Origin of the sequence: Psychroserpens burtonensis DSM 12212, assembly GCF_000425305.1 — a bacterium.
Lineage (GTDB): Bacteria > Bacteroidota > Bacteroidia > Flavobacteriales > Flavobacteriaceae > Psychroserpens > Psychroserpens burtonensis.
Genome location: NZ_AUDE01000001.1, coordinates 157,458 through 177,364, shown reverse-complemented (window position 1 = coordinate 177,364; position 19,907 = coordinate 157,458). Strand labels below are relative to the sequence as shown.

The 19,907-nt window shown below is 35.1% G+C and carries 13 protein-coding genes and 1 pseudogene; 9 read left to right on the top strand and 5 right to left on the bottom strand.

Annotated features, from left to right (window positions below; translation table 11 throughout):
• Positions 1-13 precede the first annotated feature (13 nt).
• Entirely contained in the window at positions 14-256 is a 243-nt protein-coding gene (locus H593_RS0100800; protein WP_028870658.1) for a DEAD/DEAH box helicase family protein, read from the bottom strand.
• A gap of 53 nt (positions 257-309) precedes the next feature.
• Between H593_RS0100800 and hemB the strand changes: the two genes are divergently transcribed.
• From hemB to H593_RS0100765, 7 genes are all read left to right on the top strand, one after another.
• Positions 310-1,302, top strand: coding sequence for a porphobilinogen synthase (gene hemB / locus H593_RS0100795; RefSeq protein ID WP_028870657.1), 993 nt, complete (start codon positions 310-312; stop codon positions 1,300-1,302).
• A gap of 197 nt (positions 1,303-1,499) precedes the next feature.
• Positions 1,500-1,907, top strand: a complete 408-nt coding sequence (locus tag H593_RS0100790) for an Lrp/AsnC family transcriptional regulator (RefSeq protein ID WP_037051122.1) — start codon at positions 1,500-1,502, stop codon at positions 1,905-1,907.
• Positions 1,908-2,026: 119 nt separating this feature from the next.
• Complete coding sequence (locus H593_RS0100785; protein WP_028870655.1) at positions 2,027-3,109, top strand: CNNM domain-containing protein; 1,083 nt, start codon at positions 2,027-2,029, stop codon at positions 3,107-3,109.
• A gap of 3 nt (positions 3,110-3,112) precedes the next feature.
• Positions 3,113-3,586: a methylated-DNA--[protein]-cysteine S-methyltransferase gene (locus tag H593_RS0100780; protein WP_028870654.1), complete on the top strand. Its 474-nt coding sequence runs from the start codon at positions 3,113-3,115 to the stop codon at positions 3,584-3,586.
• On the top strand, positions 3,586-4,107 hold the full coding sequence (locus tag H593_RS0100775) for a PaaI family thioesterase (protein WP_028870653.1): 522 nt from the start codon (positions 3,586-3,588) through the stop codon (positions 4,105-4,107). The genes H593_RS0100780 and H593_RS0100775 overlap by 1 nt, the downstream gene beginning before the upstream one ends.
• A 10-nt stretch (positions 4,108-4,117) precedes the next feature.
• On the top strand, positions 4,118-5,269 hold the full coding sequence (locus H593_RS0100770) for a serine hydrolase domain-containing protein (RefSeq protein WP_028870652.1): 1,152 nt from the start codon (positions 4,118-4,120) through the stop codon (positions 5,267-5,269).
• Entirely contained in the window at positions 5,266-5,979 is a 714-nt protein-coding gene (locus H593_RS0100765; protein ID WP_028870651.1) for a 3'-5' exonuclease, read from the top strand. Before H593_RS0100770 ends, H593_RS0100765 begins: the two co-directional genes overlap by 4 nt.
• Positions 5,980-6,416: 437 nt before the next feature.
• Here H593_RS0100765 and H593_RS19795 read toward each other — a convergent pair whose 3' ends face one another.
• Positions 6,417-11,108 (bottom strand): immunoglobulin-like domain-containing protein, encoded by a 4,692-nt coding sequence (locus H593_RS19795; RefSeq protein WP_051229581.1) that lies wholly within the window; start codon positions 11,106-11,108, stop codon positions 6,417-6,419.
• Positions 11,109-11,322: 214 nt separating this feature from the next.
• On the bottom strand, positions 11,323-13,725 hold the full coding sequence (locus tag H593_RS20345) for a GEVED domain-containing protein (RefSeq protein WP_028870650.1): 2,403 nt from the start codon (positions 13,723-13,725) through the stop codon (positions 11,323-11,325).
• 167 nt (positions 13,726-13,892) lie between these two features.
• Here H593_RS20345 and H593_RS0100750 point away from each other — a divergent pair, with 167 nt between their 5' ends.
• Together H593_RS0100750 and bglX are read left to right on the top strand one after the other, a co-directional pair.
• Entirely contained in the window at positions 13,893-15,611 is a 1,719-nt protein-coding gene (locus H593_RS0100750; RefSeq protein ID WP_028870649.1) for an ABC transporter ATP-binding protein, read from the top strand.
• Positions 15,612-15,739: 128 nt separating this feature from the next.
• Positions 15,740-18,037: pseudogene (gene bglX / locus H593_RS18275) on the top strand (beta-glucosidase BglX).
• Between the two features lie 458 nt (positions 18,038-18,495).
• Here bglX and H593_RS0100740 read toward each other — a convergent pair.
• Entirely contained in the window at positions 18,496-19,149 is a 654-nt protein-coding gene (locus H593_RS0100740; RefSeq protein ID WP_028870648.1) for a CoA transferase subunit B, read from the bottom strand.
• A gap of 2 nt (positions 19,150-19,151) precedes the next feature.
• Positions 19,152-19,853, bottom strand: coding sequence for a CoA transferase subunit A (locus tag H593_RS0100735; protein ID WP_028870647.1), 702 nt, complete (start codon positions 19,851-19,853; stop codon positions 19,152-19,154).
• Between the last annotated feature and the right edge of the window lie 54 nt (positions 19,854-19,907).

The following is a 19,907-nucleotide window of genomic DNA, read 5'->3' as shown; positions in this document are numbered from 1 at the left end:
TTAAGAGCCGTTTTTAGTAATAAAGAGTATTAAGATCATCCCATTGGTTTCTAATCGTAAGTGTTAGAGCAAGAACTAAAGTCTTATTACCCAATTTCCTCAAAATTTCTATCCCTAGAATCGTTTTCCCACAACCTGGAGGGGTCATAACATGAAAATGATGGTCAGAACTAGGACTATTAAAATGTTTTACAAGTTCTGCTTGATAGCTTCTCCACAGAAAAATAAATTCTAAAGCATCACAGGATTGAATCACTGCAAAAACGGCTTTTAATCCTTAACTTTGTATTCCATAAAAGTAATAAAACTATGTATCCATTAAGAAGAAACCGAAGATTAAGAACCAACGAATCTATAAGAAGCTTAGTTCGTGAAACTATAATTTCTCCAAACGATTTTTTAGTGCCATTATTTATAGTGGAAGGAAAAGGGATAAAACAAGAAATCCCATCTATGCCAAATTATTATCGTTTTAGTTTAGATTTATTGGAGCATGAGGTTAAAGAACTATGGAAATCTGGTTTAAAATCGGTTTTACTATTTGTGAAAGTACCAGAGTCCCTTAAAGACAATAAAGGGACTGAGGCACTAAATCCAAACGGACTCATGCAACGCGCTATCAAAACGGTAAAAAATGTTTGCCCAGGCATGTTAGTGATGACAGATGTTGCGCTAGACCCTTACTCTTCTTTTGGTCACGACGGTATCATCCAAGACGGAAAAATAATTAACGATGATACTGTTGATGTTTTAGCCCAAATGAGCCTCTCTCACGCTCTGGCTGGTGCAGATTTTGTTGCACCTAGCGATATGATGGATGGTCGCATTTTAGCCATTAGAGAAGCTTTGGAGGATGATGGGTTTACAGATACTGGTATCATGAGTTATTCTGCCAAATATGCTTCCGCCTTTTATGGACCATTTCGTGATGCTTTAGACTCTGCTCCTGCAGATATCAAGACTATTCCTAAGGATAAAAAATCATACCAAATGGATTATGCCAATCGTTTTGAAGCCATTAGAGAAACCGAAATGGATATTGATGAAGGTGCAGATATCGTTATGATAAAACCAGGATTATGTTATCTAGATATTGTTCGTGAGATTAAAAATGAAGTCGATGTACCTGTTGCTGTATATCAAGTTTCTGGAGAATATGCAATGCTCAAAGCTGCTGCCGAAAAAGGTTGGTTAGATCACGATGCCGTTATGATGGAACAAATTACAGCTATCAAACGTGCTGGAGCAGATGTGATTGCATCTTATTTCGCTAAAGATGTTGTGAAATTAATTAATTCGTAACGTATAGAATTATACCATTGAAGATTTCTAAAATAAAGCTATAGTATACTTCAAAATACTGAGCATAAATAGTCAAATAACATCAATTGTATCATTAAACCACTAAATTACAAAGTAAAACAGCTTACTATATAAAAGTATTTTACTATTTTTGATTTCGAATACATTGTAAAACTAAATTACACTTTCGAATCAAAATGGACGCTATAGATACACGAATTATTGAAATGCTTAACAAGAATGCACGTGAATCCTTTGCAAATATTGGAAAATCTGTAGAATTGTCGGCTCCAGCTGTTGGAAATCGCGTTAAACATTTAGAAGAAAAAGGGATTATTCGAGGATATTCTTTACTACTCAATCATGAAAAATTAGGCATTAACACAAAAGCCTATATCATTCTAAAAATTCATCAATCGAGTACTTTAAGGACCGCTTACAATCAAATTAGGTGTTTACCAGAGGTGCAACGGTGCGATAGGATTACAGGTGAAGATAGTTTATGCATTTTAGGATATTTTCGAGATAATAAAGACTTAGTGAATTTACTAGAGCGTATTTCTCAATATGGAGTGCCAAATACAAGTATCATCTTGGAGAGCTGAGGTCACTATCTTTGAGTATCATGAATTTTTTCATAATTATCAGATAAGGATATTTCTAATCTATTATATTACACTAATTCGTATTATTTCAATAAATTAGCGTCAAACTAAAACAATCCATGGGATTACTTATTTTTTACGGAATCATCTCCATATTTTTTTCTTTCTTATGCTCCATTTTAGAAGCTGTCCTTTTGAGTGTTACACCCACATTTATTAATCTTAGAAAGAAAGAAGGCAAACATTACGCAGCATCCTTAGAAATATTAAAGAAAGACGTTGATAGACCCTTAATTGCCATCCTCACATTAAATACAATTGCACATACAGTTGGTGCAATTTTAGTAGGGAAACAAGCAGAGCAACTCTATGGTAGTGGTGACGGTTATGGTGTGTTTATCATTTCAGCAGTAATGACTATTTTAATTTTAGTTGCCTCAGAAATTATCCCAAAAACAATTGGTGCAACCTACTGGAAAAGCTTAGCTAACTTCACAACAACGGCATTGAAAGTTTTAATATTTCCTTTAAGATGGACTGGATTATTATGGCTCATGCAACTTACCACAAAATTAATTGGCGGTAAAGGTCATGGCAGTGTATTAAGTCGAGAAGGCTTTTTAGTTATGGCAGATATGGCTCATGAAGAAGGCGTATTTCAAGAGAATGAAAGTAAAATCATAAAAAACTTATTAAACTTTAAAGAGATTTTTGCTAAAGATATTATGACACCAAGAACGGTTATGAAATCTGAAGACGAAAACACCACTGTTGAAGATTTCTTCAATAAAAATATGAATCTAAGATTTTCAAGGATTCCTATTTACGTGGACAATCCGGATAACATCAAAGGGCTTGTTTTAAAAGATGAAATCTTCAAGGAGATGGCATTAGATAACGGTTCTAAAAAACTTTCTGAACTTAGGAGACATATCATCGTTATTGAACGTGATTTACCTATCCCAAAATTGTTTGAACAATTAGTAGATAGCAGAAATCATATGGCTTTGGTTGTTGACGAATATGGTTCTATAAGTGGTATAGTAACCATGGAAGATGTTATTGAAACGCTTCTAGGGCTCGAAATTATGGACGAAAGTGATAATGTATCTGATCTTCAACTTATGGCAAGAAAAAACTGGGAATCTAGAGCAAAAAAATTAGGGATTTTTGATGAAAAGACTTCCGAAGAAAACGAATAAATAATGGAAACTTGTATCATTAAATCACCCTTAGGTTATACCAAAATCATTGGTGATGATCGTGGTATTTCTCAGGTTACTATTTTAAATTCCGAAGAAAAAGAAACAGATATTATTCCTACGGAATTAGAAGATTGCGCCATCCAACTTAGAGAATATTTTGAAGGTACTCGCACTACATTCGACTTAAAATTAAATCCAGAAGGCACAGATTTCCAAAAGGTCATTTGGGAACTACTTCAAGAAATTCCTTTTGGAAAAACAATATCATATTTACAATTATCAAAACGATTAGGAGATGTTAACGCCATTAGAGCTATTGCTAATGCGATCGGTAAAAACCCATTATGGATTATCGTGCCATGTCATCGCGTTATTGGAAGTGATGGCAGACTGACAGGTTATGCTGGCGGTTTGCACAGGAAAAAATGGTTAATTGAGCACGAAAACCCCTATAAACAACAAACTCTTTTTTAATGTATAAAATTGCCACAGCTTTTTTAACGCGCTTTTTTAAGCCTTCTACCATTTACAAACATGGGTTTAATTGGTCACCAATGTACAGGCGCACAACAGCGAGATTAATTGAGGTAAGTGATGATTTGCATAAAGTCGTTATTAGCCTGAACCTCAATTGGAAAAATAAAAATTATGCAGGTTCTATTTTTGGTGGTAGCATGCTGGCTGCAACAGATCCTATTTTCATGATTCAGTTGATTCAAATTTTGGGTGACGATTATGTGGTCTGGGATAAAGCAGTTGAGGCTCGGTATAGAAAGCCTGCAAAAAAGAGAATTTTTGGTGAGTTTATCTTTTCTGAAGAAGAAATTAACCAAATAAAAATTGATGTCGCCAACAACAGTGAAATAGACATTATCAAAACGATGTCTCTTGTTGATGAAAAACAAAACAGGATTGCTACTTTTAAAAAAACACTATATATCGCAAATAAACAGTATTATAAAGTCAAATTAAAACAACAACGCGCTAACTCTTAATAGATAACGAATGAAAATCCTTAAAAAAATTATTAAATGGACCTCAATAACCCTTGTAACCTTGGTTTTATTGCTATTCATTTTTGATTATGACTATATCTTAAAAGGTGTTCGTGTGGTCTATTTCACCGGCCACAGTACGGCTTTTATTAACGATTTTACACATTTTGAAAATGATAGTATCAAGAAAGGAAATCAAACCGACGCCTGGATAAATCACACAGCCTATAATACAGTTTCTGCAACCTCAACTTTAGAGGAATCTAATAAAGAATGGGGTACTGTTGCCTATGTTATTATTAAAAATGATAGTATCTGGTTTGAAAAATATTACGGAGATTTCAATGAGAGTTCTAAAACCAACTCCTTTTCAATGGCAAAAAGTTATGTATCTGGATTACTAGGGAAGGCAATTATGGATGGTTATATAAAAAATTTGGACCAACCTGTAAGTGATTTTTATCCAGAATATAGCTATGCAAAAACAACGGTTGGAGATTTAGCGTCCATGGCTTCTGGTTTGGATTGGGTTGAAAGTTATACCAGTCCATTTTCGGTAACTGCCAGAGCAAATTATGATGATGATCTTGCTGAAACTATTTTGAATCAGAAAGTGGTTAAAACACCTGGAGTAGAATTTGAATACCTGAGTGGTAGCACTCAATTACTAGGCATGATTATAGAAAAGGCTACAGGAAAAACATTATCAAATTATTTGTCTAAAAGTTTCTGGAAACCTTTAGGATCGTCTGATAATGCTTTGTGGCAATTGGATGACAAAGACCATAGGTTAGCAAAGGCTTTTTGCTGTATTGGAAGTAATGCTAAAGATTTTGCACGCTTCGGGAAATTGTATAAAGACTTCGGAAAATGGAATGGTCAACAAGTTCTTGATTCTTCATTTGTAGCGAAGTCCATCAAACCTCGTTTTCTAGAAAGTCCAGAATATGGTTACGGTTGGTGGCTTAAACAACAAAATGGAAAAGACTTTTTTATGATGCGTGGTCATTTGGGACAATATGTTATTGTACAACCTGAAGATAATGTAATTATCGTGCGATTAGGTCATAAAAAATCTCCAGATATTAGCAAAAAAACCTTTACAGACGACATTAGTTTGTATATTGAAGAAGGGTATAAAATGTTAAACATGAAATTATGATCGATAAACTTAATTTAGAACATATCTTATTCTTAGACATCGAAACGGTTCCTGAGACTGAGCATTTTTCTGAATTAGATGATGTTAAGCAAGAACTTTGGGATCATAAATCTAAATATCAAAGACGCGATGAGTTTACTGCAGAAGAATTTTATGATCGTGCAGGCATTTGGGCTGAGTTTGGTAAAATCGTCTGTATATCGGTGGGATATTTTAAAATGGAAGGCGATGTAAGAACCTTTAGAGTCACTTCTTTTTATGGCGATGAAGTAAAGATTTTGAAAGATTTCAAAAATATGTTAATTACTCATTTTAGCTCAAATAAACATTTACTTTGCGCTCACAATGGCAAAGAATTTGATTTCCCATACATTGCTCGTCGCATGATCATTCACAACATCGAGTTGCCTTATAAATTAAATCTCTTCGGAAAAAAACCTTGGGAAGTACCTCATCTAGATACCTTAGAGCTTTGGAAATTTGGGGACTATAAAACATACACCTCTTTAAAACTATTGACTAATGTTTTAGGCATCCCATCACCAAAAGATGATATTGATGGCAGCGAAGTCTATCGTGTATATTACAAAGAAAAAGAAGTAGATCGTATTATTGTCTATTGCGAGAAAGACACCATTGCAGTCGCCCAAATATTTTTGAGATTACGTGGTGACGAATTGTTACAGGATAACGAGATTGTGCATATTTAAAGATAATAGGAATGATCTACCTCTTCATCAGACACCATTGATCATAATAAAATGATTTCCTCTTTAATACTGAGGAACTGATTAAATCTGTTTAAAAAGAATTTATAAATTCAATTTAACCCAACTGGTGTTAAATTAATAGCTCTAGGCCAATTTTTCCAGGAGGCAATTTTCAATACTTAAATTTTTGTTTTTTTGTTACAGGAGTTGAAAAATTATATAATTAATTTTTCATACCGTGAAACCATTACTTGATAACAATTTTATGAATCATTTCCTGTAAACCATTACTTTGAGATATAATTTTATCAATTGTACTTTATGTTGATTGCCTAGTCTTAATTCTCGAATAGTTCTCTTGGATGAAAGACGTTTGTAAACAAAAAAAAGCCCAGATTTTCATCTGGACTTTCTATACTAGGTTTAGTAATTACTGTTTATTGCTTCACAAATCGTTTCGTTATTGTTTCGCCTTCCGAAGTAAATCGTATTTGATAGATTGCTCCATCAAGACTACTTACATCGATACTCTTATTTTTGACGATTCCTCGTCCAACGAGCTGACCAACAATATTATAAATTTCATAAGACATGTTCGTGTAATCGGTCTTCACCCTTAAAACACCACCTTTAACAGGGTTTGGATATAATGTGATGTCTTTTACATCGATTACTTCTGGTCTAGCAGTCACATCTTTTGCTGACCCTGCAGACATATTTACATTATCTATAGCAATATCTGCTTGCCAAGTACTCCCTGTAACTCTGTTGAATCGCAATTGCAAACTTCCACCTGTATAAGTAGAAAGATTAACACTCGCAGATTGCCATGAGTTACCTAAGTTCCCTGAACTATTCCAAACACTTGTCCAACTAGCTCCATTATCATCACTAGCTTCTAAAGCTATAGTCCCCATATTATTAGAACCAAATTGATGATAATTAAAAGTGAATGTTGCTGATGATTGTGCGCTTAAATCAAAACATGGTGAATTTAAAATCGCTTGTTTTGTAGGATATCCTGTGTTATTTCCTGATGCTTCAACAAACACATAAAAGGATCCTTGAATTGCACTTGATGGACCAGTTCCGTTGGAAGGAGTTCCATTAGCATCAACGGTCCAGTTTAAATCATCTGCTGATGATTGTGTCCAAGCTCCTAAAGTGTTTTCAAAACCTTCAGAATAAGGATACGAAGTAATTCCTCCAGAACATCCGTTACCGCCAGTATTTCCTCCCTCAGATAAACCAATATCGTCAATAGCAATATCTGCTTGCCAAGTACCACCTGTAACTCTATTAAAGCGCAATTGTACAGTTGCTCCCACATAAGACGAGATATCAACGTTTGTAGTTAACCATGAATTACCTAGGTTACCTGTGCTACTCCACAACGACGTCCAAGTAGCTCCATTATCATCACTCGCTTCTAAAGCGATACTTCCCATATCTGCTGCACCAAATTGGTGATACTTAAAGCTAAATATAGCATCAGACAAGCCTGATAAATCAAAACATGGTGAATTTAAAATCGCTTGTTTTGTTGGATATCCTGTGTTATTTCCTGATGCTTCAACAAATACATAAAATGATCCTTGTGATGCACTTGATGGTCCTGTTCCACTTGAAGGTGTTCCATTAGCGTCCACTGTCCAGTCTATATCATCTGCTGATGATTGTGTCCAAGCTCCTAGAGTATTTTCAAAACCCTCAGCATATGGAAAAGACGTAATTCCGCCTGAACATCCTGATGATGGATCTGATACATTAACTGTTCTTGTAACTTGAGTTGCAGCATTTCCTGCAGCATCACTTACATTATAATTAACCAAGTAGGTTCCTGCAGAATTTGTATTGACTGTTCCAGCAATTACAATACTTGATGTTAAATTCCCATCTTGATTATCAGTTGCTGTAGCGCCTTGTTCATTATAAGTATCACCAACATTTAAGTTTACAGTTGATGCTCCTATTAAGGAAATTACTGGAGGTGTAGTGTCCTCAGTAACAATTACTGTTCTTATTACTTGAGTTGCCGAATTTCCTGAAGTGTCACTTACATTATAATTAACGACGTATGTTCCTGCAGAATTTGTATTTACGACGCCTGTTACAGCGATACTAGATGTCAAATTACCATCGAAATTATCAGTTACTGTTGCACCTTGTTCATTATAGGTATCGCCAACATTTAGGTTTATCGTTGCTGCACCTATTAATGTAATTACCGGCGCTGTAGTATCACTTACAATTACTGTTCTTATGACTTCTGCAGCATCATTTCCTGCAGCATCACTTACATTGAAAGTCACAACATAAGATCCCAATACGTTTGTGTTTACGGTATCTCCTCCAATAATAATACTTCCTGAAATATTCCCGTCAACATTATCAGTTGCTGTCGCACCTAATTCGTTATAGGTATCACCAGGATTCAAATTAACAGTCGAAGCGCCGTTTAATGAGATTACTGGAACTTCTAAATCTGGTCCAGAACCTTCAATAATAACTGTATAATCCTCAACTTCACCATACTGGAAAGTTTCGCACTCCGAAGGAATACCATTATACTTCATTGAAACTCTCATTCTTGTTGCGTTTTCTACCGCGCCATTAGGTATTGTAAAGTTTCCTGTTACTGGTGTGTTTTGAGTGGCTGCTTGAGTCCAAACTTGTTCTCCTGCATCTGTAAAATCTCCATCTCTATTATAATCAATCCAAACCGAATACCCTTCACTATACACAGTACCTGTCCATGTTGGAGTCACCGTTATTGTGTATTGAGTGTCTTTGGTTAACGTCGTTGAAACGTTAGTAAAATCTGAATAGAACTGAGCGCCAGAAGCATTGTTTATTGTATTTAATTGTACGCGACTAATAAATTCATCATTAGTATTTGTACTTGCAGAATTACAGTAATCCAATTGAACGTCTGTTGTTGTAAAATTTATAGATGAACTATATGAGGAATTACTTCCTCCAGAACATTTACTTCTCACTTGTGCTTCGTATTGCGTTAATACTGTTAATCCTGAAAGATTAGCAGAAATTCCAGTAACCGCGTTGGTTGTCCATGTGGATGACCCTACAGTTCTGTATCGCAAATCATAGGTTGCTCCTGCTACAGCATTCCAACTTACTGTTGCTGTTGAAGACCCTACATTTGAAGCAGATAACCCTGACGGTATAATTGCATTACAAACCACTTGGCCTGCAATTGTAAAATTAGAATTTGAAATATCAAAGAAAATATTATTAGCCCCGCGAACCATCACCCTATTTTGACTTCCTTGGGTATTAGGCACTACAATATCATGAGAACCATCGTTAGTTACTCCAAAAGCCAAAGCAATTGGGTACGTATCTCCTCCATCAGTCGATAAGAAAATATCCACATTTGCAGCATTTACTCCATTTCCAGTTGTACCTGCAACATTCCATGTTACAGCCTGAGATGTTCCTGCATTCCAACTCACATTAGTATTTGGTGAGTTGACAACAAAAGGGCCTGCAGTTCCGTTTACGGATACTACCATATCATCACTATTATTAGTTGCTCCACCAACTCTATTATCTCTTACTGTAAGTCTAAAATTCAAACTCCTCGCAACATTAGGAACTGCTTCCCATTGCCAAGATGTCGCTCCAGTTTTTATTGTTGATAATCTTGGAAAATATCTATCAGTACTTGTCTTAGGACTATAAGATCTAAATGCTACACCTGATGTTGAATTTACACTAGGATTAGTCGTCGCTGCATTATTTTCATCATACTGTTCCCAACAATACGTCAATACATCTCCAGAATTTGCATCGGTTGCTGAGCCATCTAAAACAAAAGCGGTTCCTTTAGGAATCGTGTAATTTAAACCCGCATTAACAGCTGGCACTGAATTACCAGTATTTGTATTAGTTTGGCAACTCGTTGTTTTTATATAATCTGTAATTTGCTCTATTGATCTCGCATGAAAGTAAGGGTCACTATTAGCTTGGACATCTGTAGCTCCAGTAATTCCTGCGTAACCCATAATAGTAGAACCACTACCCGGTTCCATTTGTGCATTGGCACCCTCATTTCCATTAAATGTCCATGTGTGGTTTCCACCAAATTGATGACCAATTTCATGTGCTACATAATCAACATCAAAAGGATCTCCCTCTGGATCAGTTCGCGATGTAAAACCACTACCTTTTTGACCATTCACACAAACACAACCTATACAACCAGCATTACCATTATTAGATGCTCTTGCAAATAAGTGTCCAATATCATAATTAGACTCCCCTATCACGCTCGTTAATGTGGATTGTAATTGTCCATTATAATTTCCTGAAGTTGTATACGGGTCATTTCCTGAGTTGGTATAAATAACATCATCGTTATTTGATATCAGCATCATAGTGACATTAAAATCGTTTTCAAATATCCCATTGACACGAGTCATCGTTTGGTTAATAGCAGCAAGAGCAAGCGCTTTTGTACCACCATGATAAGCTGTGTATTCTCCAGTAGTAGACACTGCTAGCCTATATGTTCTTAAGATAGCATCATCAGCATTACGTTGCTGCATGCCATTATTCATTTCTTTGTTTACCTTTTCTGTAACAGAACACTCAAAATCATCATTAAAATTAATTTTATCAGCTCTTTTAAATGCTGCATAGTGTGATCCATTTGTTGTAAGTGCTTCTATAAATGTAGCCGGCTTATTAGCAGATAACTTCATACTTTGAAACCCAAGAGGTGAGATACTAAACCGAATTACTGCAGAAGGATCACCAATACCTTGTCCTGCATACGATTTAATATTAGGGTAACGTTCTTGAAGCTCAGGGCTTAAAACAGATGCTTCTACTATTCTAAAACTTTCGAAAGTTCCATCCTCATTTGGAAACGTCATTATAGTATTTGAGGACTTTGTGAATTGTCCTCTTTGAGGCGCATTAATCAAAGCTTGTTTAAGACCTTCTAAATTAAGACTAAAAGTGTGTGTTTTTGGAAGCGTCTGTTTGCTAGACTTAATTCTAGTCGTGTTGTCAATTGATTGTCTTTGCCAAAATGTTTTACTTTGTGACATGGCAAAGTTGAAGCTCATAATAAAAATGAGTAGTCCTAATTTTAATTTCATGTGTTGAAGGATTTAATGCTATTAATTTATAAAGAATTTTATCAATGAAATTTAAGTATATTTTTAAAACTATACTTAACGATATGCTTAAAAATTTAAGTTTTAATTAACATTTACGGTTTTGCCGTACATTATTCTCAGATTTAACTTACAAACAATAAAAAAGTCCAGATTTTCATCTGGACTTTTTAAAATTAAGTGATTATTTAATGTCCTATTGTTTGATAAATTTTAGGGTTTCAAATTGATCATTAATCCGGAATTGAATCAAATATAATCCAGCCTCTAGATTTCCAACATCAATACTATTTGCCGAAGTGCCTTTTACTACTTCTTGTCCTAACATATTTACGATAGTAAATACTAAGTTTTCAATATTAGATTTCACAAACAATTCGTTTCCTTTTACAGGATTAGGGTACACAGAAATCTCTACATCCAAATGCTGCACAAATCCTTCATCATTAATTCTTGCAGTACCACAAGCCCCTAAATTAGTCCAACCTGAAGTTGTTCTCTCATACAATGAACCTTGAAAAGTTACTCTATCTCCAGCACTGTAGGATTGAGAACCATCATAAGGAGATACTCCTGCACATTTGTCTGTTGATCCATTTGTTAAACTTATAGCATCTACAGCCATGTCACCTTGCCATGTTGTACCTGTAGTACCATCAAAACGAAGCTTCACGTTAGAATTGACATAAGTTGATAAATCTATAGTTGCATCTTGCCAAGAATTACCTTGATTACCCGATTTGGTCCAAACTGTCGTCCACGAAGAACCATTATCTGTACTTACAGCCAATTTAAGGTTACCCATCGCACTAGCACCATACATATGATATTTAAAATTAAATGTCGCTTGATTTTGTCCAGAGAGATTAAAGCATGGTGACACCAAAATTGATCTCTTTGTAGAGAAGTTAGGGGCAGAGGATTCCATGAATACATATTGAGAACCCTCATTTGCGCTAGATGGACCCGTATTACTTGATGGTGTAGCACCAGACGTTCTTGTCCAATTAAAATCGTCACCAGTTGCTTGTGTCCAAGCTCCAAATCCGCTTTCAAATCCTTCATTATAAGGAAAAGAGGATATCGCTCCTGTACATCCTGTTGGCGTTGATACAGATTTAATAGTTACAGTGTAATCTTCAACCTCTCCATAAGGAAACAGCTCACATGAGGTTGGAACACCGTCATACTTCATTGAAACTCTTAGTCGCTTATCTCCATCTGCTGTTCCTGCTGGTACTGTAAATGTGCCACTTACAGGAGTTGTTTGGGTAGCAGCTATAGTTAATACCTGTTCTCCAGCATCTGTAAAATCGCCATCATCATTATAATCAATCCATGCAGCATAGCCTTCACTATAAGTTGTACCTGTCCAAGTTGGTGTTACTGTTAATGTATAATTAGACCCTTTATTTAAATCTGTTGAAGTACTTGTGAAATCTGAATACGTTTGCGCCCCTGACCCCTTGTTAATCGTTCCAACTTGCACTCTTGAAATATACTCATCTGCAATACTATTGCCTTGTGAGGCACAATATTGATTACCAGTTTGACACGGTGTACAAGAACCTCCACAATCTACTCCAGTTTCATTTCCGTTTTGAATACCATCTGTACATGTTGGTTGCGTAACTGCCCCACATTTATCAGATAAAGCCAAACTGCGTCTCGCTCCTCCAGAAGCCAAAACTGCACGCATTCTGTTTTTTTGACCTAGCGTAAATAAGTTCATACAGGAATCATTTGTATAATCCATATAATTTTGAACCATATCTGTAGACCCACAAGACACTTGTCCAACGGGACAACCGCCATTAGAAGCTTGATGCGTAGGCGTATCACTAACAAAATCGTTTCCGCAGTTAGCATCTCCCCAAATATGACGCAAGTTAAAATAGTGACCTACTTCATGAGTTGTTGTTCTACCTCCATCGAAAGGTGCAGACACATTCCCTGTTCTTCCGAAATAATTGTAGCCCATGACAACACCATCTGTTGCTGCGTTTCCTCCTGGGAATTGTGCGTAACCCAAAATAGTTCCGCCATTGCTTAACATTTGTGGCACAATCCACATGTTTAAGTATTCACTTGTATTCCATGGATCTACTCCACCCGTTGAGGATCTTTTCATATCATCTGTAGTTCCCCAATCTCTTCTAGTAGTAGATTTTCGTGTAATACCTGTTGTTGCATTTCCGTTTGGATCAACAGTAACTAAACAAAATTCAATTTCTGAATCTGAAGCTTGAGACCAAACATTATCAGCATCTGGATTGGTACGTCTAAAATCTTCATTTAAAACATCCAACTGTGATTGAATTTGAGCAACGCTAATATTTTCTGTACTATTGCGATACAACACATGCACAACTAAAGGAATAGTAATTATATTACCATCAATTCTGTTAGTTTGCATCTCCTGAATCTTATTTTCAGTAAACGTTTCGATTTGTTGCATTCGGGCTTCAAGATTTGGGTCTTGTTGTTTTCTAAACTCTAAATTCTCCATGGCTCCGCAGTTTCGCTCAAGTAAATCTTGAGCAAAAATTGAAACAACTGATAGTAAACACAATAGTGTTAGTGTAATTGTTTTTTTCATGTTAATTATTTAATAGATTTGGGTTATAATTAAGTTATTCTCTGTTAAAGTATTAATTATTTATTAAAATTAAAGCTTTACTATAAGCTTTTCGCTGAACTACAATCATTAAAAAATCACTTACGGTTTTACCGTAATTTTAATTCAGAAATTGACTACATTTACCTATGCAGAAACCAAAATTGTTAGATATAGAAAACCTTTCAATTTCTTTTTCTTCGGAAGGAATTGATAAAGAAATCATTCATAATATATCCTATCATTTATATGCTAACGAAATTTTAGGTGTTGTTGGTGAGTCTGGTTCGGGTAAGTCTGTATCTTCATTAGCTATTCTAGGTTTGCTTCCGAAAAAAATATCTAACATCACTCAAGGTTCCATTATGTTTGATTCACAAGATTTGACATCTCTTGGTTCTAAACAATTTCAGAAGATAAGAGGCAACAAAATCGCGATGATTTTTCAAGAACCTATGAGTTCTTTAAATCCATCAATGACCTGCGGGAAACAAGTTATAGAAATATTACTTCAGCATACTAACTTATCAAAAGCCGAAGCTAAAATTGAAACGATATCACTTTTTGAGAAAGTAAAATTGCCCATACCAAAACGCATTTATAACGCGTATCCTCATGAAATTTCTGGCGGACAAAAACAGCGTGTTATGATTGCTATGGCAATTGCATGCAAGCCAAAAATTTTAATAGCCGATGAACCAACAACTGCATTAGATGTTACAGTTCAGCAGGAAATAATAGTATTATTAAAACAATTGCAACAAGAGGAACAAATGAGTATTATTTTTATCTCTCATGATTTGTCATTAGTTTCAGAAATTGCAGACCGCATTTTAGTCATGTATAAAGGGGATATTGTTGAGCAAGGTGAGGTTAATCAAGTTTTTAAGTTTCCGAAGCATTTATATACAAAAGCGTTAATAAACTCAAAACCATCCATGGATAGTCGTTTAAAACAACTACCTACAATTGATGATTTTATAAATAAAACAATAACGTCTGATATTGTAACTTCAGAGGAACGCGCTGAAATCCACAAAAAGATATATTCTAAAAAACCGCTTTTGGAAGTCATTAATCTTGAAAAAGAATTCCTATCAAAATCAAGTTGGTTTTCAAAACCAGAAGCCTTTAAAGCGGTCAACAATGTGTCTTTTAAATTATATAAAGGAGAAACATTGGGCCTAGTTGGTGAATCTGGTTGCGGTAAATCCACACTATCTAATGCTATTTTACAATTAGACAAAGCAACTGCTGGTTCCATCCTGTATAAAGGTTTAGATATTACCGAGCTATCCAAGTCTGCCATGCGCAAACTTAGAAAAGATATTCAAATTATATTTCAAGATCCTTACGCGTCTTTAAACCCAAGATTATCCGTTGGAAAAGCAATCATGGAACCTATGAAAGTTCATGGTATTGGAGCATCTGAAGATGATAGAAAAGCAAAAGTTTTAGATTTATTATTAAAAGTTGGCTTGGATGAGACTTATTTTAATCGGTATCCTCATGAGTTTTCTGGCGGACAAAGACAACGTATTGGTATTGCTAGAGCTATTGCATTAGAACCTCAGCTAATTATTTGTGATGAGTCGGTGTCTGCATTAGACATTTCTGTACAAGCACAAGTTTTAAATCTACTTAACGATCTTAAAAGCAATTTTGGTTTCACCTATATATTTATATCGCATGATTTGGCTGTGGTAAAATATATGTCTGACCAATTAGTAGTGATGAATAAAGGTGAAATTGAAGAAATGGATGATGCAGATGAAATATATAATAATCCCAAAAAAGAATACACTAAAAGATTGATTCATGCTATTCCAAAAGGGTTAATTAAAACGGATTCTATATTATCTAAGTAATTAGACTTCCGATGCTTTATTCCGTTTTATTAATGATTTAGAAAACTCTTACTTAATTTTATGTGAGTTTAACACCATTGAAAAATATAGGTTGCTCTATATTCTAACTTTAAACCATCCAAAGCAATATGAATTCCAGAATTAGTCACACTATCATATATCTAAGTATCATCTTAACTTTTACAGGCAATTTAAATCATAAAAAATATTCAATGTTGGCAAATCAAAGTGATGATACTGTAAACAAAAAAGTCGATTCTTTAATGGCACTAATGACTCTTGAAGAAAAAGTAGGGCAGATGAATCTTTATAATGGGTTTTGGGATGTTACCGGTCCTGTGCCAAAAGAAGGCTCTGCAAAAACAAAATATGATCACCTCAGAAAAGGTTGGTTTGGAGGCATGTTGAACGTGAAAGGTGTTAAAAATGTTAGAAAAGTACAAAAAATAGCAGTGGAAGAAACAAGGCTTGATATTCCTTTAATTATTGGTTTTGACGTCATACATGGTTATAAAACTTTAAGTCCGATACCTTTGGCTGAAGCTGCAAGCTGGGATTTAGTAGCTATTGAAAAGTCTGCTAGAAATGCCGCAACAGAAGCTGCTGCAGCCGGAATTAATTGGACTTTTGCGCCTATGGTAGATATCAGTAGAGATCCACGTTGGGGATGAGTCATGGAAGGTGCCGGAGAAGACCCTTATTTAGGCAGCAAAATAGCCAAGGCTAGAGTACATGGTTTTCAAGGTGATGATTTAAAAAAGGATAATACTATTGCTGCTTGTGCTAAACATTTTGCTGCCTATGGTTTCGCTGAAGCTGGAAAAGAATATAATACAGTAGACATTGGAACTTCAACGTTATTTAATACGGTACTGCCTCCATTTAAAGCGGCGTCTGAAAGTGGTGTGAAAACATTTATGAATTCATTTAATGACCTCAACGGTATCCCAGTAAGCGCTAGCAAGTATTTACAGAGAGATCTTCTTAAAACCAAATGGGGATTTGAAGGCTTTGTAGTTTCTGATTGGGCATCAATCAACGAAATTATTTCTTGGGGACATGCCAAAGACAAAAAGGAAGCTGCGAAAATAGCCTCTTTAGCAGGTTCCGATATGGATATGGAAGGCTATGTTTATATCCAAGAACTCGTCAATTTAGTAAAAGAAGGCATTGTAGAAGAAGTCATTATAAATGATGCTGTAAAGAGAGTTTTAAAGGTAAAATACCAATTAGGCTTATTTGAGGATCCTTATAAATACTGCAATACTAAAAATGAAACAGAGCGCATTGGACGCAAGGCACATCTATATGATGCTTTGGATATGGCAAAAAAATCAATTGTATTATTAAAAAACACGACTAAACTACTTCCATTAAAAAAAGAAGGGCAAAAAATAGCGCTAATAGGTCCTTTGGCTGCAGACAAAAATAGTCCCTTGGGAAGCTGGCGAACAGCATCAGATGATCATACAGCGATTTCTGTATTAGAAGGCATGAAAACCTATAAAGGTAACTCTGTTAAATATGCAAAAGGGATAGATTTAATTATTGGTGAAACATCTTTTATTAAAGAAGTCAACATCAATACAACGAGTAGAGACGGAATTAAAGAGGCCATTGAAGTCGCAAAACATGTAGATGTTGTCGTGATGGTTTTAGGAGAACATGGTTTCCAGAGTGGTGAAGCTCGAAGTAGAACTCAATTAGATCTGCCAGGACTACAACAAGAATTACTTGAAGCTGTTTATAAGGTAAACAAAGATATTGTGTTGGTTCTAAACAATGGTCGTCCGCTTGCCATAGAGTGGGCTTCTGAAAATATACCATCGATTGTAGTAGGTTGGCAACTAGGATCTCAAACAGGAAATGCTATCGCACAAGTTTTATATGGTGATTATAACCCCAGTGGAAAACTTCCTATGACGTTCCCTAGAAGTATTGGGCAAATTCCTATTTACTACAATCATAAAAACACTGGAAGAGCTAAAAATGTAGAGAATAATGTATTTTGGTCTCACTACATCGATCAAGAAAACACACCACTGTATCCATTTGGATTTGGTTTAAGTTATACTCAATTTGCCTATAAAAATATAATTATCAAAGGCTCTGATTTTTCAATAAATGATGCTGTAAACATTTCTGTGGAAATTTCAAATATTGGCGATTATGATGGCAAAGACGTTGCTCAACTTTACATTAGAGATTTAGTTGGAAGTGTCACAAGACCAGTAAGAGAGTTGAAAGGATTTGAATTAGTCTTACTAAAAAAGGGAGACACTAAGACTGTAGAATTTGTCTTAACAAAAAAAGAGTTCGGCTTCTATAACAATAATGGTGATTTTATTATTGAACCAGGTGATTTTGAAATTTATATTGGAGGTAGTTCTAATGCGAATCTAAAAAGTGAGTTTACTTTGAGGTAATATAATTCATAACAAAAAAAAATCATGCTGTTCCTAAAAGGATTAAAGCATGAATATTTTTTTAGTTAGGTTCAAGATACTTTTGAGCAATCTTAATGTGTTTTGAAAACCAGCTGTAAGCTTGCTTTCGGTACTGTTAGGTTTAGGTAAATTTGGGGCAAAAAAAGTCATTCAGTTAAAATTATGATAGATTTGGGGCAAATCATAAAATTAGGTTATTCAAAAAATATCTTATTCCGATTTGGTTTTGTAAATATGAACTATATTTTCAATTAATCAGCCAAAACACAAAATTAATCGATGAAATACATATTATTTTAACATTTTAGACCTTATATAAAGATATTTCTTACATTTTTTGTTGTTTTAATTGTATTTGAAAATAAAGAAAGCCACTAAAAAAGTGGCTTTCTTTATTCATATCGTTGCTCAATATAACAATAATACTATTTTAAGTTCTACAAATCCATCTCAGGAATATCACCTTCAATTATTAAGTTCCCTTCTGTAGCTTCTTGAATTTCCTTTACCGAAACTCCTGGAGCACGTTCTAAAAGTTTAAAGCCTTTAGGTGTAATTTCCAGAACAGCCAGATTAGTGACTACTTTTTTTACGCAAGCAACTCCTGTTAATGGCAATGAACATTGTTTCAATAATTTTGAAGCTCCAGCTCTATTGGTATGCATCATGGCCACTATAATGTTCTCAGCACTGGCAACAAGATCCATGGCGCCTCCCATTCCTTTTACCATTTTGCCTGGTATTTTCCAATTGGCAATATCACCGTCTTGCGAAACTTCCATAGCACCTAGAATGGTTAAATCTACATGTTGACCTCTTATCATAGAGAAACTAGTAGCAGAATCAAAAAAACTTGCTCCTGGTAATGTCGTAATGGTTTGTTTTCCTGCGTTTATAATATCTGCATCCTCTTCACCATCAAAAGGAAAAGGTCCCATACCTAAAACTCCGTTTTCACTTTGAAACTCTACTTCTATATCGTCTCTTACATAATTAGCTACTAAAGTTGGGATACCAATACCAAGATTTACGTAGTATCCATCTTGTACTTCTTTAGCGATGCGCTTTGCTATTCCGTTTTTATCTAACATAATTAATCTCTTTGTCTAACCGTTCGTTGTTCTATGCGTTTCTCATATGTCTCACCTTGAAAAATACGTGTCACAAATATGCCTGGCATATGTATATGATTAGGGTCTAACGTTCCCACTGGCACTAACTCCTCTACCTCAACAACCGTAATTTTAGCTGCGCCACACATATTAGGATTAAAATTTCTTGCTGTTCCTTTAAAGACCAAGTTTCCTGCTGCATCACCTTTCCAAGCTTTTACAAAAGCAAAATCGGCTTTAAAAGCATATTCTAATACGTACATTTTACCGTCAAATTCTCTGGTTTCTTTACCTTCTGCAACTTCAGTTCCATAACCTGCTGGTGTATAAATTGCTGGAAAGCCTGCTTGTGCTGCTCTACAGCGTTCTGCTAATGTGCCTTGAGGAATTAACTCCACCTCTAATTCTCCAGATAACATTTGTCGTTCAAACTCATCATTTTCTCCTACATAAGAAGAGGTCATTTTATCTATTTGCTTGCCTTGTAATAACAATCCCAATCCAAAATCATCTACACCCGCATTATTAGAAATACATTTTAGACCTTTTACATTTAATTTAACTAACTCTCCAATAGCATTTTCTGGGATTCCTGATAAACCGAAACCACCAAACATAAAGGTCATATTATCTGTAACACCTTTAAGTGCTTCTTGAACATTAGCCACTTTTTTACTTATCATTTGTGTTTGTTTTTAGCTATGTGAATTTACGAAATATATTTGTCTTTTTGGAAG